Source organism: Actinomadura gamaensis, assembly GCF_042652125.1.
Lineage (GTDB): Bacteria > Actinomycetota > Actinomycetes > Streptosporangiales > Streptosporangiaceae > Spirillospora > Spirillospora gamaensis.
Genome location: NZ_JBHSIT010000001.1, coordinates 475,643 through 500,586 on the forward strand (window position 1 = coordinate 475,643; position 24,944 = coordinate 500,586).

A 24,944-nucleotide genomic window follows, 5' to 3' on the forward strand; every position below is an offset into this window, starting at 1 on the left:
GCGGTGCGGGGCGCCGGTTTCTCAGGAACGACCCTGGCGGAACCGGCGTCAAAGGGAGTATGGGGACGCACCGGCGACTCGGGGACTACCGGTTGCTGCACGAGATCGGGCGCGGGGGGACCGCGGTCGTCCATCTCGCGCTGGACGCATCGGGCCGCGAGGTCGCCGTCAAGGAGCTGCGGCCGGAGTTCGCGCCCGACGCGGAGGCGCGGCGGCGGCTGGCCAGGGAGATGGCCGCCCAGCGGAGGGTGGACAGCCCGTACGTCGCGCCGTTGCTGGGCGGCCGCATCGACACCGACCGGCCGCATCTGGCAATGGGCTACGTGCCGGGGACGCCGCTAGGCGACCTCGTGGACGCCTACGGGCCGCTGCCCCGCGCGCGCGTGCCGAGGTTCGCCCGGACGCTGGCGCTCGCGCTGGCGGCCGTCCACGACGCGGGCGTGCTGCACCGGGACGTCGCGCCGGGCAACGTCATGGTCCTCGGCGACCGGCCCACGCTGATCGACTTCGGCATCGCGCACGAGCCGGGGGCCGACCACGTCCTGTACACGGCGGAGCGTCCGCAGCGCAAGCGGCGCGGCATGGTCGCGGGCACTCCGGCCTATCTCGCGCCGGAACTCATCGAGGGCGGGAACGCGGGCGCGGCCTCGGACGTCTTCGCCTGGGGGGCCACCGTCGCGTTCGCCGCGACGGGACGCTCCCCGTTCGGGAAGGGGTCGCTGCACGCGGTGTGCTTCCGGATCCTGCGGGGGATGGCCGACCTGGACGGGATCACCGGGCCGCTGGCCGAGCCGGTCCGGCGGGCGCTCGCCCGCGATCCGGCGGACCGTCCGTCGGCGCGCTGGCTGGCGGGCGCGCTGGCCGAATGGGCGCACGGATCCGGCACCGCTCCGAACCTGGCGGCCCGTACGGCCGTCGCATGATCGAGGAACCCACCGGGAACCGGGAACCGGGGCCGTGCCGAGAGCCGGGACCCTGCCCGGAACCGGGGGATGTGCTGAAAGGGGCGGCGAGGTGGCGGGAAGCGGACGGCGCGCGGTCCGGCTCGGTCCGGGCGGGCGGACGAAGGTAGGGTTTCGGAAACGATGAAGGGGGTTGCCACGTCCGGGGACAGTATCGGCCAGTCGATCGGCCACTACCGCGTCCTGGAGACACTCGGCGAGGGCGGCATGGGCGTGGTGTACCTCGGCGCCGACCCCGAGGGCCGCGACGTGGCCATCAAGGTGCTGCGCCCGTCCGTCGCGGGGGACGCGACGGCGCGCCGCAGGCTGGCCCGCGAGGTCGACTCGATGCGCCGGGTGCACAGCCCGAACGTGGCCGAGATCCTCGACGCCGACGTGACCGCCGAGCGGCCCTACATCGTCACCCAGTACGTCCCGGGCCGGACGCTGGAGGAGGTCGTCGAGGAGGGCGGCCCCCTGTACGGGCGCGCCCTGCAGCGGCTCGCGGTCGGCCTCGCCGGGGCGCTGTCGGCGATCCACGGCGCGGGGATCATCCACCGCGACCTCAAGCCCGCCAACGTGATGCTGCTGGACGGCGAGCCGATCGTGATCGACTTCGGCATCGCGCAGGCCGCGGACGCGACCCGGCTCACCGCGACGGGCATGGTGATCGGCACCCCCGGCTACCTGGCCCCGGAGATCATCGAGGGCGAGGACGCGGGCCCGCCGTCGGACGTGCACGCCTGGGCGGGCACGGTCGGGTACGCCGCGACCGGGCGCCCGCCGTTCGGCTCGGGCACCTTCGAGTCGATCTTCTACAAGATCATGCAGGGCCGGCCCGACCTGGACGGCGTCCCGGACGCCCTGCTCCCGGTGCTGCGCGCCGCGATGGCCCGGCACCCGGCCGAGCGGCCGACCGCGGTGGCGCTGACGCAGCTCGTCCGGCGCATCCACGTCGAGGCGACGTTCACCGACCACACGCGGATCGACGACCAGTTCAGCACCCGTCCGGACCACGGCAACCCGCTGCCGCTGCCGGCGCCGCCCGCGCCGGTCGCGAAGCCCGCCCCGGGCCAGGTGCGGCAGTTCGCCATGCCCGCGCCCGATCCCGCCGACCCGGAGACCGTGCAGGACGCGCCGTCCCCGTACGAGCCGGAGACCCTCCGCGACTCGGCGAAGCCCGCCGACGCGGTCGAGGCGTCGAACTCGGCGAGCACGCCGAAGCCGGACGCCGAGACGCTCCGCGACACACCGCCGCCGATGCCCGCGCCCGCGCCTGCTCCCGCGCCTGTCGCCGCGCAGCAGCCCAAGGACTTCATAGGGATGCTGCCTCCGGCGGCGCCCCCACCCACTCCGCCTCCCGCGCCCGCGCCGTACGAGCGCCCCGCCCGCGCCAGTTATCCACAGGCGCACCAGGGCCGCCCGCCGGCGCAGCCGCACGGGCAGACTTGGCCTCCCCGCGACGCGCTTCGCCGGGACGAGCCGCAGCCGCCGCAGCCGCCCCAGCCCTACGACCCGTACCGCCAGCCGACGCAGCAGCGCCCCGACCAGCGTCCGGAACACGACAAGCGCGAGCAGCGCGAGAAGGGAGAGCACCAGAAGCCCTACGGCTGGTACCGCGTGCTGAGCCTGCTCACGCTCGGCGCGCTGCTGGCGTTCGCGAACATCGCGCCGCTGCTCGCCGTCGCCGTGACCGTCGTCGGCGTCCTCGTGCTGCGCGCGGGGGACAAGGCGGCGCGCGGCATGGAGGGACGCCGCACCCGGCGCGGCCCGCGCGCGGGCGACGCGGTCGGCGCGGCCTTCCGCACGCCGCTGCACCTGCCCGGCGCGGTGGTGACGACCGCGCTGCTCTCGGGCCTGTCGGCGTTCGCGGGCGCGATCCTGCTCGGCGTGCTCATGTTCGCCTACCCGGACATGACCGCCTCGCGCGCGGTCGCGTACTCCAGCATGCTCGTGATCGGCCTGCTCACGCTCGCCCCGGGCAGCGGCGCCCCGCGCCGCCAGCTCGCGCGCGTGTGGGGCGCGCTGCTCCCGCGCGCCGAGGTGGCCCTGGCCGGGGTCCTCGTCCTCGGGATCTTCGCGACCGTCCTGGCCGTCCTGTCGCAGAGGCAGCCGCCCGACACGACCCCGGTGAACGGCATGAGCAACAACCTGGAGCACGTCCGGGGCCGCGTGGAGGACATCCTGCACGGCCACATCCCCTTCATGGGATGACGCCGCCGTCCCTCCGCCCCCACCCAGCGCCCGACCCCGCGCCCGAGGGACGTCGCCCCCGCTTCCGCAGGGTGGCCGAGCGCTGGTCCTGGTGAAGGGGCACTGGGGGTGGGCGGGGCGTGGTAGCTGTTCGGTGGGAGATGCGTTCGGCCGGGGGACGCTGGGGGGCGGGGCTGGTGAGGGTGTTGGTCGGCCGGGGGGAAGCGGTGTTCGCATGAGGCTTCGGGCGGGGCGTGCGGCCGGTAGGGTGCCGGGTCCATGAGCGGCGATACGAGCCACCAGGAGCACATCGGTCCGTACCGGCTGCTGGCCAGGCTGGACGGGCCGTCCGGCGTCGTGCACAGGGCGGCCGGACCGGACGGTCGCGACGTCGCGATCCGGATGCTCCCGCAGGGCACGGTTCTCGACGTCGAGCGCATGCGCGGCGTCATGAGTCCCTATGTGGTGGACGTTCTGGACGGCGATCCCAACGCGAGGCCGCCGTACGTCGTGTCGCGGCTCGTGCCGGGGCGTCCGCTGGCCGAGACCGTCGCGCGGGACGGTTCGCTACGCGGCCCCGCGTTGCGCTACCTCGCCGTCGCGCTCGCCAAGGCGGTAGCGGCGATCCACCGTGCGGGCCTCGCCCACGGCGTCCTCGATCCGCGCACGGTCCTCGTCGTGGACGGCGCGCCCGTCGTGGTCGACTTCGGCCTGGTGAACCATCCGGAGGGGCAGGCGGCCGACATCCGCGCCTGGTCCCGGACCGTCCTGTTCGCCGCCACCGGTCGTGCGCACGCCTCGCTGGACGCCGCCGCCATCCCGGACGCGCTACGCCGTCTCCTCCGCGCCGCCGCCGCGCCCGACCCGGCGTCCCGTCCATCCGCTGAGGAGCTGGTCGCCGCCGCTTCCGCGCTGGACCTGGGCGCTGCCCCTGAACCGTCCGTGCCGCCGCAGCGGGCTCCCTACCCCGAACCCGGTGATCTCCCCGCGCCTCGTGACGCAGGATACGGCGGGCAGAACGCCGGATTCGGCGGGCAGGGCACCGGCGGGTTCGCCGTGCCAGCCGTTCCGGGCGGAACCGCTGTTCCCGGCGGAACTGCTACTCAGGGAGCCGCTGTTCCTAGCGGTACTGGCGTTGTTTCGGCCGCGGGCGTCGGTGAAGCGGGAGCGGGCACGCTCGGCCGCGGGGACGTGAGCGGTGCGGGTGAGACGGAGGTGCGCGTTTCCCCGGATGCTCCTCCGGGCGGGAGAGCCGCGCGCGCGAGCGCGGAGAGCGTCGTGGTGGGGAGCGGGCGCCACGCGGGGAACGTGGACGCGCACGAGCTCGCCGTCGTGCGCGGATGGGCGCGGTTGCTCGCGGTACTGGTGATCGTGATCGCGGGAAGCGCGGCGGTCGTGATGCCGGTGGTCGGGACGGCGGTCTCGGCCGTGGCGGTGGCGCTGCTGCGGGTCGCGCGCGGCCGGGGCGCGGTCGGACGGCTCGGCGGTCTCGGCCGGACGGTCCTGTCGCTGCCCTACGCGGCGGTGTTCGCGGTCGTGGTCCCGCTGATGGTCGCGGCGCTCGCGGCGGTGGACCTCGAACTGTCGCCGCTCGGCGCGTGCGCGCTCGGCGCCGGGACGGGCACGATCGCGCTGTGGACGGCCCCGGGCGCGGGCGGCGCGCGGCGGGCGCTGGAACGGGCCTTCGAGCCGCTGGCCTGGCGTCCCGGGACGGTGGGGGTCGCGGGCCTGGTGCTCGGCGTGCTGTCACTCGCGGGCCTCGTCGCGGCGATGTCGCTCACGCCGAGCTTCGCGCCGCTCTACGGCCTGCAGAGCAGCCTGGAGAGCACGATCTCGCGGATCCAGAACGCCCTGCACTGATCCCCCGCCCGTCCGGGGAAGGGGAGCGGGCCTCTGGGGCTCGTCTGGCGATCATCGGCGTGGGTAAGGTCTCACGGTCTGGGTTTCGCCCAGGCGCTACTGACCGGTAACATCGAAGTCGAACGGTCCAACCGGGGACCCGGGGCCGAAGCACGTTCGGGTCTTTGGCAGGCTGTCAGGTGCGCTGCCGCCAGGTGGCGTTCGAGCACGCGTCGACCCGACCCACGGGCGGCGTCCTACTGTCCGCTTACCCCAGCGGCCAACTGAGTGCAGGGAGGTCGGCCACCGGCCATGAACATCGTCGTCTGCGTCAAGCAGGTTCCCGACACGGAGAGCCCGCGCAAGCTGAAGTCCGATGACAGCACCCTCGACCGCGGTGCCGCGGACGGTGTCATCAACGAGCTCGATGAGTACGCGATCGAAGAGGCGCTGCGCATCAAGGAGGCCCAGGGCGGCGAGGTGACCGTCCTGACCATGGGTCCCGACAAGGCGACCGACTCGATCCGCAAGGCCCTCGCCATGGGCGCCGACAAGGCCGTCCACCTCTCGGACGAGGCCCTCGCGGGCTCCGACGCCCTCCAGACCTCCTACGCGATCCAGCAGGTCCTCGGCCGCACCGGCTTCGACCTGGTCATCCTGGGCTCGGAGTCCACCGACGCCCGCACCGGCATGCTCGCCGCGATGCTCGCCGAGCGGCTCGGCGTGCCGCAGCTCTCGCTCGCCAACAAGGTGGAGATCGACGGCTCGGCCATCAAGGTCCAGCGGCAGACCGACTACGGCCACGACAAGGTCGAGGCGAGCCTGCCCGCGGTGGTCAGCGTGGTCGAGAAGATCAACGAGCCGCGCTACCCGTCCTTCAAGGGCATCATGGCGGCCAAGAAGAAGCCGGTCGAGACGCTGGACGTGGCGGGCGCGGGCATCGACGCCGGCCAGGTCGGCCTCGCCAACGCCGCGACCGAGGTCGTGGACTTCGCCGAGGCCCCGCCGCGCGCGCAGGGTCAGATCGTCACCGACGAGGGCGACGGCGGCGTGAAGGTCGCCGAGTTCCTCGCGTCGAAGAAGTTCGTCTGAGCGGGGAAGGGGACCCTAAGCAATGAGTGAGATCCTGGTCCTCGTCGACCACGTCGACGGTGACGTCAAGAAGGTCACCCTCGAACTGCTCACGCTCGCCAACCGCCACGGCGACGCCGCCGCGGTATGGGTGGGCCCGGGCTACGAGGGCGCCAAGGACAAGCTGGCCGAGTACGGCGCGAAGAAGGTCTACCAGGCCGCCGACGAGGAGCTGACCTCCTACGTCGTCGCGCCGAAGGCCGCGCTGCTCGCCAAGCTCGTCCAGGAGAAGTCCCCCGCCGCGGTGTTCGTCGCCGCGACCGCCGAGGGCAAGGAGGTCGCCGGCCGCCTGGCCGTGAAGACCGGCTCCGGCGCGCTGACCGACGTGGTGGACGTCACCGACGGCTTCGTCGGCGAGCACTCCATCTTCGGCGGCGGGATCATCGCGCACGCCAAGGTGAAGACCGGCACGCCGATCATCGCCGTCCGGCCGAACTCCGTCGCGCCCGAGGCCGCCCCCGCGACCCCGGCCGAGGAGCAGGTGTCGGTGGAGCTGACCGACGCCGACCGCGCCGCCAAGATCGTCGAGAAGGTCGTCGAGGAGAAGGGCGAGCGCCCGGACCTCACCGAGGCCGCGATCGTGGTCTCCGGTGGCCGCGGCGTCGGCTCCGGCGAGAACTTCAAGATCATCGAGTCGCTGGCCGACTCGCTCGGCGCGGCGGTCGGCGCGTCCCGCGCCGCGACCGACGCGGGCTGGTACCCGCACCAGTTCCAGGTCGGCCAGACCGGCAAGACGGTGTCGCCGCAGCTGTACGTCGCGGTCGGCATCTCCGGCGCGATCCAGCACCGGGCCGGCATGCAGACGTCCAAGACGATCATCGCGATCAACAAGGACCCCGAGGCGCCGATCTTCGAGCTGGTCGACTTCGGCGTGGTGGGCGACCTGTTCCAGGTGGCCCCGCAGCTGACCGAAGAGATCAACAAGCGCAAGTAGGCGCATGCGCGCGACGCCCCGGCCGGGTCCGCCCGGCCGGGGCGTTCCGCGTTCGGACGGCGGGAGTCCGGCGGAGCCCGGAAGTCCGGCAATGGCTACGGCGTCGGGCGGATGGACGTCGCCGGGTACGGGACGGCGGACGTGATCTCCGGCTTCAGCAGGTCCGCGACCTCGCCGTACGGGACGTCCGCGCCACGGTTCCCGCACGAGCCCGAGTAGCCGAGCACCGCGCCCTGGAAGGCTACGCGGACACCGGACGGCGTGAGCGCGACCGAGACCTCGCCGCTGGTGAGCTGCTTCGCGGTGATGCCCGGCCCCACCGGCTCGCGCGGGCACCACCTGTTGCCCGGCAGATGCGCGAGGACCTTCGGCGACAGCGCAGGGGACGCCGACCGGAACAAGTCGATCGGACGCGTGTAGGTCGCGCCGGTGTCGAGGTTGACGGTGACCGCGCGGGCCTGGTCCCAGCCCGTCCCGACCTGGCCTTCCACGTCGGTGTCGTAGCGGACGCTCAGCAGCTTCGGCCCGCGCAGCAGGATCGTCGGACGGACGGTCCCGGTGTAGGCGCCCGGCCCGCCGAGGAGGTTCTTCGCGTCCGCCCAGCGCTGGTCGAGCGGGGCGCGCAGCGCGGCGTTCAGCTTCCTGTCGACCGCCGGGTCCTCGTGCCCCGACACGGTCACGACCTGGCCGTTCACCTGCCACGTCCCGCCCGCGGGCAGCGTGCTCCGCGGCTCGTTCAGCGCCGCGAGCCGGATCGCGATCGGAGGCGGCGGCGGAGGCTTCTTCTTACCGGGATGGGTCGCGACGTACGCCGCCGTGCCGCCCCCGGCGACGACGACGGCCGTCCCGGCGACCGCGAGAGTGGCCTTGCCGCCCACGCCCGCCAAGATCCCCTTCCCGGCGGCCCCCGCGGCGGCCTGCCCACCGCCGCCAGCGCCCGCGCCCGCGCCTGCGCCTCCCGCGCCTGCGCCTGCGCCTGCGCCTCCCGCGCCTGCGCCTGCGCCTCCCGCGCCTGCGCCTGCGCCTCCCGCGCCTGCGCCTGCGCCTCCCGCGCCTGCGCCTGCGCCTCCCGCGCCTGCGCCTGCGCCTCCCGCGCCTGCGCCTCCTGCGCCCGCGCTGCCAGCTCCGGCCGCGCTGGCGCCCGCGCTCGCGCCGGCGGCGCCTGCGCCCAGGCCGGCGCTCGTGAGGGGGAAGAGGGCGACGAGCGCCGCCGCGGCGCCGCCGAGGGCGGCGACACCGCGCCGCTCCCAGTCGGGCCCGTACGCGCCGGACGCGACCGCTTCCAGCTCGCGGACGAACGCCGCCGCGCCGTGCGGACGCTCCCAGGGGTCCTTCGCCATCCCGCGCTCGACGAGCGGACGCAGCGCCTCCGGCACCGGCCCGGACGGCACGGGCGCGGACACGTGCAGCTCTCGCAGCTCCGCCGAGGTGGTCGCCCGGTACGGCCGCTCCCCGGTCACGCACTCGACGAACACGCAGGTCGCGGCGTAGACGTCGGTGGCGGGGGAGGCGGGTTCGGCGCGCCACTGCTCGGGCGCCATGTAGGCGGGCGTGCCGGAGCGGTCCGCCGCGCCCGCGTCCACCGCGATGCCGAAGTCGATCAGCTTGCTGAGCCCGTCCGCGCGGACGACCACGTTGGCGGGCTTGTAGTCGCGGTGCACGATCCCGCTCTCGTGCGCGGCGGCGAGGCCGAGCAGCGAGCCCTTGAGCACGGTCAGCGCGGCCTCGGGCGGCAGCGGGCCGCGCTCGGCGAGCACGTCGCGCAGCGAAGCGCCGTCGACCGCCTCCATCACGATGGCGAGGCCGGCCGGGTGCTCGACGAGTCCGAACAGCTGCGCGACGAGTCCGAACAGCTGCGCGACGTAGGGGCTGCGCAGCCGCCGCAGCAGCGCGGCCTCGCGCTCGAAGGTGTGCCGGAAGGTCGCGGACGCGGCGTGCCGCTCGGTGAGGTACTTGATCGCGGCGGGCCGTCCGGTGGCGTCGTGCCGGGCCAGCACCACCCGGCCCTGGCCGCCCTCGCCGAGGACGCGCAGCTCGGTGTATCCGGGAACCCGCCAGCCGTCCATGAGCGCCCCTCACCGGAATGGTCTCGTCCGAGGGTTTATAGCGAAAAAGGGGACCGTCCGTGTGGACGGTCCCCTCCGCAGGGCGCAGGACGGGTCAGGCGGCGACGGGCTGCGGGTCGCCGTCCGGCTGCGGCGCGGGGTTCCCCGCCGCTGCCCGCTCGGGCGCCGCGCCCTGCTCGGTCCGCGCGACCGGTCCGTCCGCCGTGACGACGGTCCGGGACTCGGTGGCCGCGCCGCCCAGCGAGCCGATCTCGCCGGCCCCGAGCGGGACGAACCGGGACCCGGCCGCGATCAGCAGGGCCAGCACCACGACGGTGCCGACGCCGATCCGCAGCGACGTGGCGTCCGCGAGGAACCCGACGACGACCGGGCCGAGCAGCAGGCCGCCGTAGCCCATCGCCCCGGCCTGGGCGACCGCGGCGGCCGGCTGCCCGGGCGCGGACGTCCCGGCGAGGGACATCGAGGTCGGCACGACGGTGCAGACCACGAGGCCGGTCAGGAAGAACCCGGCGAGCGCCACCGGCGTGTTCGGCGCGGTGACGACGACGGTCATCGCGACGGCGGTGCCGATGCCCGCGCCGGTCAGCAGGTTGCGGGTGCCGACCCACATGCGCAGGTGGTCCCCGGCGATCCGGCCGATGAGCATCGCGAGCTGGAACATCGGGTAGCCGAGCGCCGCGACGGCCTGCGTCGCGCCGAGCTCGCCGTGCAGGAGCAGGCCGCTCCAGTCGGCGATCGAGCCTTCGGTCATGAACCCGATGAACGCGAGCACGCCGACCAGGTAGACCGCGAGCGGCAGCCGGGCGCGGCGGCGTCCGGCGCCCGCCGCGGCCGGGGCCGGGCGGTCCGCCAGGTAGGTCGGGCCGAGCAGCAGCGCGAGCGGCAGCGCGGCGAGCGAGGCGGCGAGGACGGTGGCGCTGAAGCCGAGCCCGGCGTGCGCGGTGGCGAACCCGATCAGGCCGCCGCTCATCGCGCCCACGCACCAGCCGGCGTGCATGGACGACAGGATCGACCGCTTGTACGCCTGCTCGACCACGCTGGCCTGCGCGTTCATGGCGATGTCGGTGATCCCGAACGCCATCCCGAACAGCGCGACGGCGGCGATCAGCATGCCGTAGGTCGGCGCGAACGCGACGCCGAGGTAGGTCACCGCGGTGAGCGGCAGCGCGACGCGCAGCACCGCGCCGCTGCCGAGGCGTCCCATCACCGACCGCAGGCCCTGCATGGCGACGAGCGCGCCGAGGCCCCAGACGAGGACCACGATGCCGATCTCACCTTCGCTCGTCCCGAACTTGCCCGCGAGTGCGGGCATGCGTGACGTCCACACACCACAGAGCAGTCCTGCCAGGGCGAAGGTCAGGAACGTGCCTGTGCGAGCGCGCAGCAGCATGGTTCACCTCTTTCTCGTCTGAGGGGGCCGCAGGGGGCCCGGGGCATGGGTGGCCCGGAGCGCGCTGGAACGCTCCAAGACGCGTGGGGGCGTCCGGAGGCTCGGCGGCGCGCGCCGGGGCCGTGCTCATGGGTGGGTCGTGCAGGGGGTCGTGCGGGTGGACGAGGCGGCGGGACGGCGGCCCGGCGTCAGCCGGACGCCAGGGCCAGCAGCCGTTCCCTGAGCGCCGCGAGCTCTGCCTCGTCGTAGAGCCCGGGCGCGTGGCTCAGCACTTCCCAGAGGCCTTCGGCGGCCAGCCGGACGACCATGGCGGTCGCCGGGTCCGGATCCTCGCCGCAGGGCCGTTTGTGCCAGCGGCCCATGGCCTCGTTCAGCGGTTCGGCCAGCTCCGGATCGGTGGCGGCGGCCGTGATGGCCGACCATCGCCGGTGCGCCCTGGCCTCCCCGGTGAGGATCTCGAAGGTGGCCCGGACGTAGGCGCGGGTGTAGGACCCGGGCCGTCCGTCCTCGTAGGAGGCGATCAGCTCGTCGAACTCCGCGATGACCCGGGCGACCAGCTCCCGGACCAGGGCCTGCTTGTTCGGGAAGTGGTAGAGCAGCCCGCCCTTGCTGACCTCGGCGCGCTCGGCGACCGCGTTCAGCGTCAACGCGCGGCCGCCGTGCTCGAACAGCACGGCCTCGGCGGCGTCGAGGAGGGCTTCCTTCTTCATGGCCTCTTCACTGTACCGACCGGACGGTCAAGCGGGCAACTCGGAGATCTTCCGTAAAAATCACCTCGGGAGCGTAAATATTCCGCTGTGACCCCGGTCACCTCGGCGGTATCTCCGGGGCGCCCGCGAGCCGTCCGGGCCGGGGAGGGACCCGGCCCCCGCGCGGATAACCTGGGGCGCGTGGTGACCTATCTCGACCATGCGGCGACGACCCCCATGCTCCCCGAGGCGATCGCGGCGGTGACGGCCGAGATGGCCGGGCTGGGCAACCCCTCGTCCCTGCACGCGGCGGGCCGCCGGGCGCGCCGGGTGGTGGAGGAGTCCCGCGAGGTCGTCGCCGAGGCGTTCGGCGCCCGGCCGAGCGAGGTGGTGTTCACCTCCGGCGGCACCGAGGCCGACAACCTGGCCGTGAAGGGCCTCTACTGGGCGCGCCGCGCCGCCGACCCGGCCCGCACGCGGGTGCTCGCGGGCGCGGTCGAGCACCACGCCGTCCTCGACACCGTCCAGTGGCTCGCCGACCACGAGGACGCCAAGGTCGAGTGGATCCCGTGCGACGAGCTCGGCCGGGTCCGGCCCGAGACCCTGCGCGAGATGATCGGCACCGGGGACGACGTGGCGCTGGTCACCGTGATGTGGGCCAACAACGAGGTCGGGACCGTCCAGCCGGTCGCCGAGCTGGCGGAGATCGCGCGCGAGCACGGCGTCCCGTTCCACACCGACGCCGTCCAGGCGGCCGGGCAGCTCCCGGTCGACTTCGGCGCGAGCCGCGCGCACGCGCTGACCCTGTCCGGGCACAAGCTCGGCGGGCCGGTCGGCGTCGGCGCGCTGCTGCTCGGCAAGCCCGGCAAGCACGGCGGGGTCGACCCGGTGCCGCTGCTGCACGGCGGCGGCCAGGAGCGGGACGTCCGCTCCGGCACGCTCGACACGCCGTCCATCGCCGGGTTCGCGGTCGCGGCGCGGCTCGCCGCCGAGCGGCGCGAGGACGAGGCCGTCCGGCTCGCCGCGCTCCGCGACCGGCTGATCGGAGCCGTCCTCGCCGCCGTCCCGGACGCCGTCCTCAACGGCGATCCGGCCGACCGGCTGCCCGGCAACGCGCACTTCTCGTTCCCCGGCTGCGAGGGCGACGCGCTGCTCATGCTGCTGGACGCGCGCGGCATCGCCTGCTCGACCGGCTCGGCCTGCTCGGCGGGCGTCGCGCAGCCCAGCCACGTGCTGCTCGCGATGGGCGCGACGGCCGAACGCGCGCGCGGCTCGCTCCGCTTCAGCCTCGGCCACACCTCGACGGACGCCGACGTGGACGCCCTCGCCGAGGCCCTTCCGTCCGTCGTGGAGCGCGCGCGGCGCGCCGGCCTCTCCTGAGACTCCCGGCGGTTCGCCGGTTTCGCCGGGATTCATCGGGCGAGATCGCGTTTGTCGGCCTCCCCGGCTGGACACGAGAAGTGACGTAAGAGTCACCACCCGCAACGCAAGTGTGCGCCGACGAGGGAGCCGAGCCGTGGGACGTACCCTGCCGGAGGACCGCGCGAACCGTCCGGTCGTCGTGATCGGCGCCGGCACGCTGGGCCGCCGGATCGCGATGATGTTCGCGACGCGCGGCGGGACGGTCCGGGTGTGCGACCCGTCCGCCGACCAGCGGAACGCGGCCGTGGACTATGCCGCGCACAACCTCCACGACACGATCGGGGAGCTGGGGCTCGGCCCGGCGGGCACGGTCGAGGCGTCCGACGACCAGGCCGCCGCCGTCCGGGACGCCTGGCTCGTCGTGGAGGCCGTGCCGGAGCGGCTCGACCTGAAGAAGAAGGTGTTCGCCCAGCTCGACGCGCAGGCCCCGCCGGACGCGATCCTCGCGAGCAACTCGTCCTCGTACGCGAGCCGCCTGTTCATCGACGACGTCGACCAGCCGGAGCGGGTGCTGAACACGCACTTCTACATGCCGCCCGCCACGAACGCGCTGGACGTCATGTCCTGCGGCCGGACCGACCCGGACGTGATCGAGTACGTGAAGCGCGTGTTCCCCGACTACGGCCTGCACCCGTTCGAGGTGCGCCGCGAGAGCACCGGCTTCATCTTCAACCGCATCTGGGCGGCGATCAAGCGCGAGTCGCTGGAGGTCGTGCACGAGGGCGTGTCCACACCGCAGGACGTGGACGAGATGTTCAAGCTCAACTTCGGAACCAGGGCGGGACCGTTCCGCATGATGGACCAGGTCGGCCTGGACGTCGTCCTCGACATCGAGGAGCACTACGCTGCCGAGAACCCGTCCCTGCCGGAGGGCCCGCGCCGGCTCCTGCGCGAGTACATCGACAAGGGACGGCTCGGCGTGAAGAGCGGCGCGGGCTTCTACGACTACGACCAGGGCGGCAAGGCCCCCGACGCCTGGGGCTCCAAGGAGCGCGAAGGCTCCTAGAGGAACCGGAGCTCCTTGGAACGCCGGGCGTCCTAGGGCTGGAAGGGGGCCAGCGCGCGCCAGCCCGGATCCGGCGTCGAGGCGACCTTCGCCTTGCCCTCGCTCCAGCCCGCGGCGAGCTGGTCCAGCTCGGCGAGGACGCCTGAGTCGGGGTCGGCGTACAGGTGGAACACGCGCAGCCCGTCCCCGGTCTGCCGGACGACCAGGACCGCGCCAGGCAGCGCTGCGATCTTCTTCTCGAACGCGCGCAGCGCCGACGCGGACGGCTCGACCGGCAGCCGGTCGGGGTTGGCGTGCTGGTACGGCACCGACACCTCGACGTGCACGTCGGCGAGCGGGTGGTCCTGCCGGTGCACGGGGAACCGGATGCCGAACTGCGCGGGGTGCCCGCGCGGCGTGCGGCCCTCGCCGGACAGCCAGGTCGGCTCGCGGAAGTCCTCCACGATCTGCTCGACCACGGCGGGCAGCACGGCCGGGGGCAGCGCGTCCACCGGCTCCTCGGTCGAGATCTTCACCTCGCCGACCCAGCGCGCGACGTCGTCCTCGCCGAGCGCCCAGTGCAGCACGTGCAGCGCGACCGCGACCTGGTGCTCCTCGGAGACGAAGAGGAAGTCCGGGTGGTAGGCGACGATGTCCACCCGGCCGCGGAACTGGTCGGCCCGCATCCCGAACCGGACGTACTCCAGGTCGAACTCGTGGTCGCCGAGCTGGAGCTCCTGGCCGAGCATCTCCGGGTCGGCCGGACGCGCCGGATGGAACTCCCAGCCGGCCGCGGCGTCCCCGGTCGGCGCGGCGCGGAACCACCGCTCGGCGAGCCCGCGCAGTTCCGGCTCGCCCGCCCCGGACACCGTCAGCGTGGGCGCGCGGCCCTCGACCCCGCCGATCTCCCACTGGAGGTCGGGGTGGATCCGGTGCACGCGGCGGGACAGCTCCTCCATGATCTCCGCCGACAGGCCGGACTCGCCCGGCTCGGACTCGCCCCGCTCGGACTCGCCCGGCTCGGGCTCGCCGTCGCCCAGCAGCGCCTCCGGCGTGTCGGGCACCGCCGAGAGCGACGCCTCCACGTCCGGGCGCGCCTGCGCCCACCACTCCCAGAACTCGCTGATCGCCGGGCTCACGGCGGACGGCGTCTCGCGCGGACGGCGGAAGATTCCCACCAGTCGTCTCTTCCCTGTCTCGGACCCACACCCGGGCCCGGAAGGGCCCGCCCCGCAAACCCTACGCGAGCCCCCGCCCCTCTCGTCATCCACCACTCAGAGCGCCTCGCGACCCTCACGAGCGCGATCGCCGGCCGGTGCACTCGGCCGGAGGGACCGGCCGCTTCGCGGACGAAAGCGTGGATTCCGCCCGGCCGGGTCAGTCGTCGAGCCGGAGGGAGTCGATCACGGTGTTCACGTCCGGCCAGAGGCGCTTGTGGGTGTCGGGGATGTCGATCCACAGGTAGGACGGGCGCGGACGCCCGGTGTCCACGACGACGACCGCCGAGAGGTCCAGCTTGGCGCGGACGCCGGGCTTGGTGAACCGGATCTCGCGGACGACCGCCCACGCCTTGTGCCCGTCGATCGTGAGCGGCTGGGACGCGACGTCGCGTCCGCGTGCGGTGTCCGGGAAGTTCGACCACTGCCGGTCGTCCTGGACGGCGCCCGCGAGCGTGCGGAGCCGGTTCGGCCCGCGCGCGGCGGTCGCCAGGTCGCCGTCCACGAAGCCGGACGCGACGACGGCCTCCCAGTTCGCCTCGGTGTCGAAGGACTGCTTGCGCGAATGCCCCTCGAACTGCGGATCGACCGCGCGGCTGCGTCCCCAGTCGCCGCCCAGCGCGAGGTACGACAGGTGCGGGTCGCCGTCGTCGACCCGTCCCGCGGTGGGGGAGCCGGGGCCGGAGTAGCGCCTGATCGGGACGTTCCGGGTCAGCCGGGTCTCGCCCGGCAGCAGCCCGTTCCCCTGCGCGGGAACCCTGGCGCCGCGGACCGTCGGGGCGGTGGGGGTGACGCCCGAGCAGCTCGCGACCTTGCTCATGCCGAACTTCGAGCTCTGGCTGATGATCCGTTCGCCGACCAGGACGGTGCAGGTGACCGTGCCCGGGCCGTTCTGGTAGCGGTTCTGGACCGTCACCGACATGTAGCCGTCCTCCGGCATCCGGACGGTCTTGCGCATCGGCAGGGGCGCGGCGTCCATCTTCGTCTCGCGATCTGAGACGGTGTAGGAGACGTCGGCGGACCGGCGGTCGCCGGTGATGAGGAAGGTGACGTCGACCTGCTCCGGCTTCCCGCCGGACGCCGGGGCATGGTCCTTCTTCGAGGAACCGTCGGACAGGACGGCCGAGAGGCCCATGACCGCCTGGAAGAGCAGCAGGACACCGCCGAGGGGCACCAGCCAATCCGGAAGCCGCTCCAGCGGCGTCTCGGGTTTCGCGGTCGCGGTCTTCCGCTTGCTCATGTCGGTGCTCCTCAGACCTGCTCGGTGAGCAGCGATCCGGCCTCGCGCGCCTTGCGGAGGCTCTCGCGCAGGGCGGCGAGCCCGGACTGGTCCTCCAGGTCGCCGATCTCGTCCACGGCGAGCTCGTCCCGGACGGTCCGGGCGAGCACCTCGCGCGTGTCGGTGTCGATCTCGGCCAGCGCCTGGAGCGCCCGCCACTCGCGGTAGGCGCCGTCGGCCGCGCGGATCTGGTCGGCGTAGCGTTCCAGCGCCTCGACGCGCCGGGTCAGCGCGGCGACCGACTCCTTGAGGGCCTCCTGCTGCGGCCTGACGGCGTCGAGGAGCCGCGGGCCCGCCCCGCCGGTGCTGACGGCGGCCTTCAGCTGCCGTCCGATCCTGGTCAGCTCGGCGAGGGTCTGCGCGATCTCCCATTCCTGCCGCGGCAGGGTGACCGTGTGCGCGGCGTCGTCGAGCAGGTCGGCGGTGTGGACGTCCGATTCCAGGACGACCGCGACGGCGACCTGCGTCCGCTCCATCAGCCGGCGCAGGGAGAGGCCGAACCAGTTGCGCATGCCGCTGTTCGCGAAGTCGCCGTCCAGGTAGTAGCGGCCGTGGTGGACGCGGGCGAGTTCGGCCGGTTCGTCCTCCCTGCCGGCGAAGTACAGGATTGCCGGGTAGCAGAGGACCTGGAGGCCCGTCCCCGCCAGCAGGAAGGTCCAGAAGCCGCTGGACCACCAGGCGGCGGCGAGCGCGAGCTGCGCGGCCGCCCCGACCGTCCAGGCGAAGGCCGGCCTGAGGGCGGTCCTCAGCAGGACGGGCGCGGCGACGACCGGCAGGAAACCGCACACGGCCGCCACGGGGACGGCCCGGACCGCGTCCTCCGAGGTCAGGCCCCCGGCGCGGGGCGGAGGCGGAGCTTCCGCGCTCGCCGGCCGCAGGCTCGCCGGCGAGCTCAGCAGCGCTTCGCGGACGTCCGGCGGCAGCTCCGGGTCGATCACCGGCCGCAGCGTCTTGTTGGTGTCCAACCATCACCCCGATTGCGATCTTTGCGGGGATTGTGGCAGAAGCTGACGCGCGTGACCAGGTGATTCTCTGAGGGGCGCGGGGCGAGCGTGGATGCTCCCGCTGATGGCCGTTGTGTGCCGCTAGAGTGCGTATGTTCGTAATGAGGAGCCTCATGAGCCATCCCCCCATGCCCCCGAGGGATCCCCGGTACGCGCCGCCTCAGCAGGGCTACCCTCCGAACCCTTACGCGCCGCGGCCCGGCCATCCGCCGCAGCCGTACGCGCCGCAGCCCGCGCCTCCGCAGCCGGGACATCCCCAGCCGGGGTATCCACAGCCGGGCTATCCGCATCAGGGGCCTCCCCATCCGGGATATCCGCAGCCGGCGCCTCCTCAACCGGCGCCCCACCCCGGATACCCGCCGCAGGGCTACGCCCAGCCGGGATACGCGCAGCCCGGATACGGCCGGCAGGCTCCTCCGCCGCAGTACCAGCAGCCGGGCTATCCGCCGCAGGCGTACCAGCAGGCCCCGGCGGCCCCCGCCGACCTCTACGCCGAGTCGCTCCTGGTCTACGACCAGCCGCAGGGATTCTTCTCGGTGGAGGCCAACTACACGATCTGGTCGGCGGACGGACGGCCCGCCGCGTACGTCCGTGAAGAGGGCGTCAACGGCGCGCGCAAGGTCTTCCGCGCGCTCAACCAGGGCACCCAGAACAACGCCGAGCGCCGCCTGAGCATCATCCGCCCGGACGGCATGCCGCTGTTCTCCTTCTACAAGCCGTACGGGTTCGCGCACACGCCGAAGATGCACCTGCTCACCCCGCAGAACCAGCCCATCGGTTACCTGCGGAAACGCGCCCTGCGCGGGTGGGAGCTGCTCGACGCCTACGACCAGCAGATCGGCTACTACGAGCTGATGGGCGGCCGGGTCAAGGACAACGCGGAGAACGAGCTCGCCCTGTTCCGCCGCGCGAGCGAGGGCTTCGGCGACCTGCTCGCGCAGGCGTTCACCGGCTCCGACCGGTACGTCCTGCGGCAGCACGTCCAGCTTCCGGAGCCGTTCAAGACGCTGACGCTCGCCTGCCCGCTCGCCTTCGACACCGCCGTCTCCCAGAACCGCAGCCTGGGCGGCCTCCTGACCTGAGCACCCGCCCCCGTCCGGCGGGGCCGGGCCGGATCACGCTACGGGTGTGACCTCGGCCCCGGCCCCGGCCGCGGACGCGGACGCGGACGCGGCACGACGCTCGATGCTCAGGACGCCTTGTAGCCGGTGAAGCGGACGAGCAGCTCCTGAAGGGTGCGGCGTTCGGCGTCGGAGAAGCCCTCGAGGAGCTCCTCCTGGGTCTTCGCCACGACGGCGCCGGCCTTGCGGATCATCGCGCGGCCCTCGTCGGTGAGCGTGATGGCGTGGGTGCGGCGGTCGGCGGGGACGGGCGTGCGGGTGACCAGTCCGGCGTTCTCCAGGTCGTCCAGCAGCCGGACCATCGTGGACTTGTCGGTGGCCATCTCCTCGGCGAGCTGCCGCTGGCTGCACGGCCCCTCGCGGCGCAGGACCAGCAGCGCGCCGTAGTGGTAGCTCTTCAGGCCGAGCGGCCGGAGCGCCGCGGTGAACAGGTCGCGCGCGCGGACGTGGGCCAGCCGCAGCAGCAGGCCCACCGGCGGGCCTTCGGATGGGGTAGTCACGGCTTCCCACTCTAGACCATCTGAGATAGTTTCACTTGAGATAGATTCTGCTGTAACCCTTCTCGAAACTGGTGACACCCATGCGACGTCCCAAACGCTGGACGGTGGTCCTCTTCCGGGTGACGGCCGCGCTCCAGGCCCTCATGGTCCTGCTGCAGGCGGTCCTGGCCGGCAAGCTCCTGTCGGGCGGCTACGAGGCGCTGAGCCTGCACAGCGCCAACGCGATGTTCACCGCCACCGTCGGGCTCCTGACGATCGTCGCGGCGGTGCTGGTCTGGCGTCCGGGCGGCGGGCCGGCGAAGCTGATCGGCCCCTCGGTGGCGATGGTCGTCCTGGAGACCGTCCAGATCACGCTCGGGTTCGGCCGGGTGCTCGCCCTGCACGTCCCGCTGGGGACGGCGCTGCTCGTCGGCGCGGTCACCCTCGTCCGCCTCGGCATGGGCCTCGGGGGCCCCGCCGGGGACCCCGCCCCCGCGCGGGACGAGCGCGTCGAGGAGAACGTGTGAGCGGGTCCGGGAAGGCCAAGTCGGGACGGGGCATCTCGCGGCGCGGTTTCCTCGGCGCGGGAGTCGCCCTCGGCGTCGGCGCGGGCGGCGTGGCGCTCGGAGGGGCCAAGCTCCTCGGCACCGTGCCGCCCGGCAGGCTGCTCGCCAGCAAGCGTCCGCTCCCCGCCGCGTTCCAGCAGCCCCTGAAGCTGCCGCCCGTGCTCGCCCCCACGCGCACGGACGCGACGACCGACTACTACGAGATCACCCAGAAGGCCGCCGAGCTGGACATCCTCCCCGGCGCGCGGACGACGGCCTGGACCTACGGCGGAACGTTCCCCGGCCCGACGATCGTGTCCAAATCCGGCCGCAGGACCGTGGTCCGGCACACCAACGAGCTTCCCCGGCCCGTGGTCGTCCACCTGCACGGCGGGCACACGCCGCACGACGCCGACGGGTATCCGGGCGACGAGATCCTGCCCGCCGGGGGCAAGCCGACCATGGTCATGGGCGGTCACCCGATGCCCGGCAAACCCGTCATGGGACGGCGCGACTACGCCTATCCGATGAACCAGCGCGCCGCGACGCTCTGGTACCACGACCACCGCATGGGGTTCACCGGCGCGAGCGTGTGGCGCGGGCTGGCCGGGTTCCACCTCGTCCACGACGACGAGGAGGAGCGGCTGCCGCTGCCGCGCGGCGACCGGGACCTCCCGCTGATGATCGCCGACCGCTCGTTCGACGCGGACGGGTCGTTCCTCTACCCGTCGATCGACCGGACGCTGGAGCACATGCCGGGCGTCCACGCGACCCACATGAACGGCGTCCTCGGGGACGTCATCCTGGTCAACGGCGTGCCGTGGCCGGTGCACCGGGTCGAGCGGCTGCGCTACCGGCTCCGCCTGCTGAACGCCTCCAACGCCCGCAACTACCGGATCGCGCTCGACCCGCCGCCGCCCGGCGGCAAGGGCATGGTGCAGATCGGCTCGGACGGCGGCCTGCTCGCCGCGCCGATCGCGCACGAGGGCCTCGACGTGGCCCCGGCCGAGCGGTTCGACGTGGTGGTGGACTTCGCCCGGTACCGTCCGGGGACCCGCGTCCGGCTGGTGAACCTGCTGGGCAGCGGCCGGACGCGCGAGATCATGGCGTTCGACGTGGCCTCGTCCGGCCGGACGCCGCGGGACGACTCGGCCGTCCCGGCCAGGCTGTCCCGCGTCCGCGTGCTCGATCCCGCGAAGGCGGCCGTCCGCAGGACGTTCGTGCTGCAGCAGAAGTCGGGACGCTGGCGGATCAACGGGCACGAGTACGAGCCGGGCCGGCCGCTGGCGCGCCCGAAGCTCGGCCGGTTGGAGCTGTGGCGGTTCGTCACCGACTTCCACCACCCGATCCACCTGCACCTGGACGCCTTCCAGGTGGTCTCGCGGAACGGGCACGGCCTCGGCCCGTCGGACCACGGCTGGAAGGACACGATGGACCTGCGTCCCGCCGAGGCCGCCGAGGTCGCGGTGCGGTTCACCGACTACGCGGGGAACTTCGTCTTCCACTGCCACAACCTCGAACACGAGGACATGGCGATGATGGCGGATTTCGCCACGGAGTGACCGTCACCGGATTTTGCTCGCACGTTACCCTGATCGGCGATCACCGGGGGAAGACCTGCCCCCAGGTGATCATCTTCGGTGATCGGGTTCGGGGGAGACGTGCGAGGACGGACACTGCCGGCGGCCGCGCTGGCGCTGGCGGCGGCCGTCGCGGGCCTGACCGGATGCGGCTTCGAGTCGCACCGGGAGCGGACGGGCCCGAAGCCCGCGCCGTCCGGCTCCTCGGAAACGGCGGCGAAGCCGGCGAAGCCGAGGGCCGGGACGCCCACGCCCGCGCCGTCCCGCACGGTGAACGGACGGCCCCAGCCGCCGATCGTGCGCGTCCCCGAGTCCGGAAGCGGAAGGTACGCCGTGGCCAAGGGGACGCAGCAGCCCCCCGCGGGCGCGCGCGGCACGACCGTCCGGTACGCCGTGGAGGTCGAACGCGGCCTGCCTTTCGACGTCACCGAGTTCGCCGAGACCGTCCACCGGACGCTGAACGATCCCCGGAGCTGGGGGCACGGCGGCCGGATGCGGTTCCTCCGGGTGGACGACGGCCCGGTCGCGTTCCGGGTCGCGCTGTCCAGCCCGGAGCTCACCGACCGGCTGTGCGCGCCGCTGATCACCGGCGGCGAGCTGTCCTGCCGGCAGGGCGTCCGCTCGGTGATCAACGCGCGCCGGTGGGGGACCGGCGTCCCCTGGTACGGCGGCGACCTGGCCGCCTACCGCGAGTACGTGATCAACCATGAGGTCGGCCACGCGCTCGGCCACGGCCACGAGCAGTGCCCGGGCCCCGGCCGCCGCGCCCCCGTGATGGTCCAGCAGACCAAGTCCCTCTACGGCTGCCGCCCCAACCCCTGGCCCTTCCCCGCCTGACCCTCGCCCCACCCGTGGCCCTTCCCCGCCCGACCTCCGCCCCACCCCTGGCCCTTCCCCGCCCGACCTCCGCCCGTTGGCGGAAGTTCGCGCGCTCCTGAAATAAACGAGTGGCGGACGGCCCTTAGGCTGGAGTGGTTATGACTCTGCGCGTACTCGCCGCCATGTCGGGCGGCGTCGACTCCGCCGTGGCCGCCGCCCGTGCCGCCGAGATGGGGCACGACGTCACCGGCGTGCACATGGCCCTGTCCAGCAATCCCCAGTCGTACCGGACGGGCGCGCGCGGCTGCTGCACCCTGGAGGACTCGCGGGACGCGCGCCGCGCCGCCGACGCGATCGGCATCCCGTTCTACGTCTGGGACCTGGCCGAGCGCTTCCGCAACGACGTGATCGAGGACTTCGTCAGCGAGTACGCGGCGGGCCGCACGCCCAACCCGTGCCTGCGCTGCAACGAGAAGATCAAGTTCCAGGCGCTGCTGGACCGGGCCGTCGCGCTCGGCTTCGACGCGGTCTGCACCGGCCACTACGCCCGCTGGGACGGCGCCGTCCTGCGCCGCGCCGTGGACGCCGGCAAGGACCAGTCCTACGTGCTGGCCGTCTGCACGCCCGAGCAGCTTTCCCGCGCGATCTTCCCGCTGGGCGACACCACCAAGGCCGACATCCGGCTGGAGGCCGAGCGGCGCGGCATCCAGATCGCGAAGAAGCCCGACAGCCACGACATCTGCTTCATCGCCGACGGCGACACCCGGTCGTTCCTCGCCGAGCGGCTCGGCGCCGCGCCCGGCCCGATCGTGGACGTGGACGGCGCGGAGCTCGGCGAGCACGAGGGCGCGTACGCGTACACGATCGGGCAGCGCAAGGGCCTGCGGCTGGGCCGTCCGGCCCCGGACGGCAGGCCCCGGTACGTGCTGGACATCTCGCCCGTGACCAACACCGTGACGGTCGGGCCGCGGGAGGCGCTGGACGTCCACGAGATCACGGCCGAGCGTCCGGTGTGGCTGGGCGAGCCGCCCGCCGGGCCGGTCGGCTGCCAGGTGCAGCTCCGCGCGCACGGCGAGGTCCACGACTGCACGGCCGAGCCGGCCGGCGACGCCGTCCGGATCCGGCTGGACCGTCCGGCGCGGGGCGTCGCCGCGGGCCAGGCCGCGGTGCTGTACGTCGGCGACCGGGTGCTGGGCTCCGCGACGATCTCCGAGACGGCGCGCGTCCCGGCCTGACCGGAAGGCGCGGCTTACCCGCCGGGCGGACGTGGATTGTCCGGCTCCGTTCCGTATGCTCCCCTGATCATCCCCGTGGGAGAGGAACGAGCCCGTGAAGTTCGGCGTCTCGACGTTCGTCACCGATGACGGCATCGGCCCGGCCCCGCTCGGCCGGGCCCTGGAGGAGCGCGGGTTCGACGCGCTCTTCCTGGCCGAGCACACGCACATCCCGGTCTCGCGTGAAACGCCGTGGCCGGGCGGTGCGGAACTGCCGCGCAAGTACTACCGGACCTACGACCCGTTCGTGGCGCTGACGGCGGCGGCCACCGTGACCGAGCGGCTGACGGTCGCGACGGGCATCGCCCTCATCGTCCAGCGCGACCCGATCGTGCTGGCGAAGGAGGTCGCGTCCCTCGACCACGTGTCGAACGGGCGGGCCGTCCTCGGCGTCGGCGCCGGCTGGAACCGCGAGGAGATGCGCAACCACGGCACCGACCCGCGCACGCGCATGAGGCTGCTGCGCGAGCGCGTCCTCGCCCTCAAGGAGCTGTGGACGAAGGACGAGGCGGAGTTCCACGGCGAGTTCGTCGACTTCGACCCGGTGTTCTCCTACCCCAAGCCCGTCCAGGACCCGCACCCGCCCGTCCTGCTCGGCGGCTCCGGACCGACCACGTTCGACCGCGTCGTGGAGTTCGGCGACGGCTGGATGCCGATCTACGGCCGGGGCACCGAGGACCTCCCGAACCAGATCGCCGAGCTGCGCGAGCGCGCCGGACGGCGGCTGCCGGTGACGCTGTTCGCGGTCCCGCCGAAGCCCGAGGTCGTCGCGGAGATCGAGGCGGCGGGCGCCGACCAGGTCCTCTTCGACCTGCCCACCCAGCCCGAGGACGAGACCCTCCGCACGCTCGACAAGCTCGCCGAGCTGTTCTGACGCACGCCCCGGGGAGCCCCGCTGCGAAAGGCTCCCCGGAGGCGCGGCGGCGAAGCGCGGTGCGGGCGGTCAAGTGATCGTGAACCCGTTAAGCTGCCGTGACATGGCGTTTCCCTGGAATCCCGGCAGCGCGACCGCGGTCGGCTCGTACCCCGGCGACGACTTCGCGGAGGCGCTGCGCGTCGTGTCGGGCGAGCTGCCCGAGCTGCCGCACCTGCCCGAACTGCCCGCACGCGGCGTCGGCGCGGACATGATCGGCCGCACCGCCGGGATGCTCGTGGACCTGCCGGTGCGGGTCGAGCCGTCCGGCTGGCGGCTCGGTGACCGGCCCGGCCGCGACAACCGGCGGGCGGACGACCACCTCAAGCGCGACCTCGCGTTCCTGGAAGAGCTGCTCGGCGGCCACGACGGGCCGTTCAAGATCCAGGTGTGCGGGCCGTGGACGCTCGCCGCCGCGATCGAGCTGCCGAACGGCCAGCGCGTGCTGCGCGACCCCGGTGCCGTCCGCGACCTGATCGCGTCCCTCCGGGAGGGCGTCGCGAAGCACGTCGAGGACGTGCGCCGTGCCGTCCCGCATGCCGAGATCCTGCTCCAGCTGGACGAGCCGGGCCTGCCCGCCGTCCTCGCCGGACGCGTCCCGACCGCGAGCGGCCTCTCGCGTTTGCGCGCGGTGGAGGCCCCGCTAGCGGAACAGGGCATCCGCGATGTGTTCGAGGGCGTGGACGACGTTTTCCCGCTCGTGCACTGCTGCGCCGCCGACGTCCCTTACGGGCTGCTGCGCGGGGCCGGGGCCAAGGGCATCTCGGTGGACATGCGACTCGTCCCCAAGCGCGACGACGACGCCGTAGGGGAGACGATCGACGCGGGCGTCGCGCTCTTCCTCGGCGTCGTCCCCGGCACGGACGCGCCGCTGCCGTCGCTGGAGAAGACCGCCGCGCCCGTCCGGGAGCTGTGGCGGAGGCTCGGGTTCTCGGCCGGGCAGAGGGGCGAGCAGGTGGTCGTGACGCCGTCGTGCGGCCTCGCGGGCGCGTCGCCCCGATATGCGCGCGCCGCCCTCGCGCATTGTCAGGAAACGGCCCGTATGCTCCACGAAAGCGACGAGTAGACGGTCGCGCCCCGCGCGGCGGGCATCACGCGACACCCCCGGGGAGGCCCCGGAAAT

General features: G+C 73.7%; 21 protein-coding genes. 14 read left to right on the forward strand and 7 right to left on the reverse strand.

All coding sequences use genetic code 11. The features are described from left to right. Nucleotides 1–59 precede the first annotated feature (59 nt). From ACFPCY_RS02210 to ACFPCY_RS02230, 5 genes are all read left to right on the forward strand, one after another. A complete protein-coding gene (locus tag ACFPCY_RS02210) occupies nt 60–923 on the forward strand; it encodes a serine/threonine-protein kinase (protein ID WP_378251841.1) in 864 nt (287 codons plus the stop codon). Nucleotides 924–1,085: 162 nt separating this feature from the next. Next, nucleotides 1,086–3,155 (forward strand): serine/threonine-protein kinase, encoded by a 2,070-nt coding sequence (locus ACFPCY_RS02215; RefSeq protein WP_378251842.1) that lies wholly within the window; start codon nt 1,086–1,088, stop codon nt 3,153–3,155. Between the two features lie 258 nt (nt 3,156–3,413). Then, nucleotides 3,414–4,994: a serine/threonine-protein kinase gene (locus ACFPCY_RS02220; protein ID WP_378251843.1), complete on the forward strand. Its 1,581-nt coding sequence runs from the start codon at nt 3,414–3,416 to the stop codon at nt 4,992–4,994. A 291-nt stretch (nt 4,995–5,285) separates the two neighbouring features. Beyond that, nucleotides 5,286–6,065, forward strand: coding sequence for an electron transfer flavoprotein subunit beta/FixA family protein (locus ACFPCY_RS02225; RefSeq protein ID WP_378251844.1), 780 nt, complete (start codon nt 5,286–5,288; stop codon nt 6,063–6,065). 22 nt (nt 6,066–6,087) lie between these two features. Beyond that, on the forward strand, nt 6,088–7,038 hold the full coding sequence (locus ACFPCY_RS02230; RefSeq protein WP_378251845.1) for an electron transfer flavoprotein subunit alpha/FixB family protein: 951 nt from the start codon (nt 6,088–6,090) through the stop codon (nt 7,036–7,038). A gap of 95 nt (nt 7,039–7,133) precedes the next feature. On the opposite strand, the gene ACFPCY_RS02235 is transcribed toward ACFPCY_RS02230, so the two are convergent. The 3 genes from ACFPCY_RS02235 to ACFPCY_RS02245 all read right to left on the reverse strand — a co-directional run bounded on the left by ACFPCY_RS02235 (nt 7,134) and on the right by ACFPCY_RS02245 (nt 11,204). Further along, nucleotides 7,134–9,104: a serine/threonine-protein kinase gene (locus tag ACFPCY_RS02235; protein ID WP_378251846.1), complete on the reverse strand. Its 1,971-nt coding sequence runs from the start codon at nt 9,102–9,104 to the stop codon at nt 7,134–7,136. Between the two features lie 94 nt (nt 9,105–9,198). Then, nucleotides 9,199–10,494 (reverse strand): MFS transporter, encoded by a 1,296-nt coding sequence (locus tag ACFPCY_RS02240; RefSeq protein WP_378251847.1) that lies wholly within the window; start codon nt 10,492–10,494, stop codon nt 9,199–9,201. Between the two features lie 188 nt (nt 10,495–10,682). Beyond that, nucleotides 10,683–11,204 carry a TetR/AcrR family transcriptional regulator gene (locus tag ACFPCY_RS02245; RefSeq protein WP_378251848.1) on the reverse strand — a complete coding sequence of 174 codons (522 nt, stop codon included), beginning with the start codon at nt 11,202–11,204 and terminating at the stop codon, nt 10,683–10,685. 183 nt (nt 11,205–11,387) lie between these two features. Here ACFPCY_RS02245 and ACFPCY_RS02250 point away from each other — a divergent pair, with 183 nt between their 5' ends. Next, on the forward strand, nt 11,388–12,563 hold the full coding sequence (locus ACFPCY_RS02250; protein ID WP_378252560.1) for a cysteine desulfurase family protein: 1,176 nt from the start codon (nt 11,388–11,390) through the stop codon (nt 12,561–12,563). A gap of 136 nt (nt 12,564–12,699) precedes the next feature. After that, the gene (locus tag ACFPCY_RS02255) at nt 12,700–13,611 is read left to right on the forward strand and encodes a 3-hydroxyacyl-CoA dehydrogenase family protein (protein ID WP_378251849.1); all 912 of its coding nucleotides are present in this window, start codon (nt 12,700–12,702) and stop codon (nt 13,609–13,611) included. Between the two features lie 32 nt (nt 13,612–13,643). Here ACFPCY_RS02255 and ACFPCY_RS02260 read toward each other — a convergent pair whose 3' ends face one another. From ACFPCY_RS02260 to ACFPCY_RS02270, 3 genes are all read right to left on the reverse strand, one after another. Further along, a complete protein-coding gene (locus tag ACFPCY_RS02260; protein ID WP_378251850.1) occupies nt 13,644–14,768 on the reverse strand; it encodes a DUF695 domain-containing protein in 1,125 nt (374 codons plus the stop codon). Nucleotides 14,769–14,967: 199 nt separating this feature from the next. Then, complete coding sequence (locus ACFPCY_RS02265) at nt 14,968–16,047, reverse strand: hypothetical protein (RefSeq protein WP_378251851.1); 1,080 nt, start codon at nt 16,045–16,047, stop codon at nt 14,968–14,970. A gap of 11 nt (nt 16,048–16,058) precedes the next feature. Further along, nucleotides 16,059–17,051 (reverse strand): hypothetical protein, encoded by a 993-nt coding sequence (locus tag ACFPCY_RS02270; RefSeq protein ID WP_378251852.1) that lies wholly within the window; start codon nt 17,049–17,051, stop codon nt 16,059–16,061. Between the two features lie 152 nt (nt 17,052–17,203). On the opposite strand from ACFPCY_RS02270, the gene ACFPCY_RS02275 reads away from it, so the two are divergent. Beyond that, the gene (locus ACFPCY_RS02275) at nt 17,204–18,172 is read left to right on the forward strand and encodes a hypothetical protein (protein ID WP_378251853.1); all 969 of its coding nucleotides are present in this window, start codon (nt 17,204–17,206) and stop codon (nt 18,170–18,172) included. Nucleotides 18,173–18,279: 107 nt separating this feature from the next. Here the strand turns inward: ACFPCY_RS02275 and ACFPCY_RS02280 are convergent, their stop codons facing one another. Beyond that, a complete protein-coding gene (locus ACFPCY_RS02280; protein ID WP_378251854.1) occupies nt 18,280–18,711 on the reverse strand; it encodes a MarR family winged helix-turn-helix transcriptional regulator in 432 nt (143 codons plus the stop codon). Between the two features lie 80 nt (nt 18,712–18,791). Between ACFPCY_RS02280 and ACFPCY_RS02285 the strand changes: the two genes are divergently transcribed. From ACFPCY_RS02285 to ACFPCY_RS02310, 6 genes are all read left to right on the forward strand, one after another. Continuing rightward, complete coding sequence (locus tag ACFPCY_RS02285; protein ID WP_378251855.1) at nt 18,792–19,217, forward strand: hypothetical protein; 426 nt, start codon at nt 18,792–18,794, stop codon at nt 19,215–19,217. Next, entirely contained in the window at nt 19,214–20,797 is a 1,584-nt protein-coding gene (locus ACFPCY_RS02290) for a multicopper oxidase family protein (protein WP_378251856.1), read from the forward strand. The genes ACFPCY_RS02285 and ACFPCY_RS02290 overlap by 4 nt, the downstream gene beginning before the upstream one ends. 99 nt (nt 20,798–20,896) lie before the next feature. Continuing rightward, entirely contained in the window at nt 20,897–21,652 is a 756-nt protein-coding gene (locus tag ACFPCY_RS02295) for a DUF3152 domain-containing protein (protein ID WP_378251857.1), read from the forward strand. A gap of 140 nt (nt 21,653–21,792) precedes the next feature. After that, the gene (mnmA, locus tag ACFPCY_RS02300) at nt 21,793–22,869 is read left to right on the forward strand and encodes a tRNA 2-thiouridine(34) synthase MnmA (RefSeq protein ID WP_378251858.1); all 1,077 of its coding nucleotides are present in this window, start codon (nt 21,793–21,795) and stop codon (nt 22,867–22,869) included. Between the two features lie 94 nt (nt 22,870–22,963). After that, nucleotides 22,964–23,782: an LLM class F420-dependent oxidoreductase gene (locus ACFPCY_RS02305; RefSeq protein WP_378251859.1), complete on the forward strand. Its 819-nt coding sequence runs from the start codon at nt 22,964–22,966 to the stop codon at nt 23,780–23,782. A gap of 103 nt (nt 23,783–23,885) precedes the next feature. Beyond that, nucleotides 23,886–24,887 carry a methionine synthase gene (locus tag ACFPCY_RS02310; protein ID WP_378251860.1) on the forward strand — a complete coding sequence of 334 codons (1,002 nt, stop codon included), beginning with the start codon at nt 23,886–23,888 and terminating at the stop codon, nt 24,885–24,887. Nucleotides 24,888–24,944 lie beyond the last annotated feature (57 nt).

Bases quoted from the DNA above. Each gene is read 5' to 3' on its own strand.
- ACFPCY_RS02245 (WP_378251848.1), bottom strand. From the start codon at position 11,204: ATGAAGAAGGAAGCCCTCCTCGACGCCGCCGAGGCCGTGCTGTTCGAG.
- ACFPCY_RS02210 (WP_378251841.1), top strand. From the start codon at position 60: ATGGGGACGCACCGGCGACTCGGGGACTACCGGTTGCTGCACGAGATC.
- ACFPCY_RS02230 (WP_378251845.1), top strand. From the start codon at position 6,088: ATGAGTGAGATCCTGGTCCTCGTCGACCACGTCGACGGTGACGTCAAG.
- ACFPCY_RS02285 (WP_378251855.1), top strand. From the start codon at position 18,792: ATGCGACGTCCCAAACGCTGGACGGTGGTCCTCTTCCGGGTGACGGCC.
- ACFPCY_RS02275 (WP_378251853.1), top strand. From the start codon at position 17,204: ATGAGCCATCCCCCCATGCCCCCGAGGGATCCCCGGTACGCGCCGCCT.
- ACFPCY_RS02215 (WP_378251842.1), top strand. From the start codon at position 1,086: ATGAAGGGGGTTGCCACGTCCGGGGACAGTATCGGCCAGTCGATCGGC.
- ACFPCY_RS02310 (WP_378251860.1), top strand. From the start codon at position 23,886: ATGGCGTTTCCCTGGAATCCCGGCAGCGCGACCGCGGTCGGCTCGTAC.
- ACFPCY_RS02240 (WP_378251847.1), bottom strand. From the start codon at position 10,494: ATGCTGCTGCGCGCTCGCACAGGCACGTTCCTGACCTTCGCCCTGGCA.
- ACFPCY_RS02220 (WP_378251843.1), top strand. From the start codon at position 3,414: ATGAGCGGCGATACGAGCCACCAGGAGCACATCGGTCCGTACCGGCTG.
- ACFPCY_RS02235 (WP_378251846.1), bottom strand. From the start codon at position 9,104: ATGGACGGCTGGCGGGTTCCCGGATACACCGAGCTGCGCGTCCTCGGC.
- mnmA (WP_378251858.1), top strand. From the start codon at position 21,793: ATGACTCTGCGCGTACTCGCCGCCATGTCGGGCGGCGTCGACTCCGCC.
- ACFPCY_RS02225 (WP_378251844.1), top strand. From the start codon at position 5,286: ATGAACATCGTCGTCTGCGTCAAGCAGGTTCCCGACACGGAGAGCCCG.
- ACFPCY_RS02265 (WP_378251851.1), bottom strand. From the start codon at position 16,047: ATGAGCAAGCGGAAGACCGCGACCGCGAAACCCGAGACGCCGCTGGAG.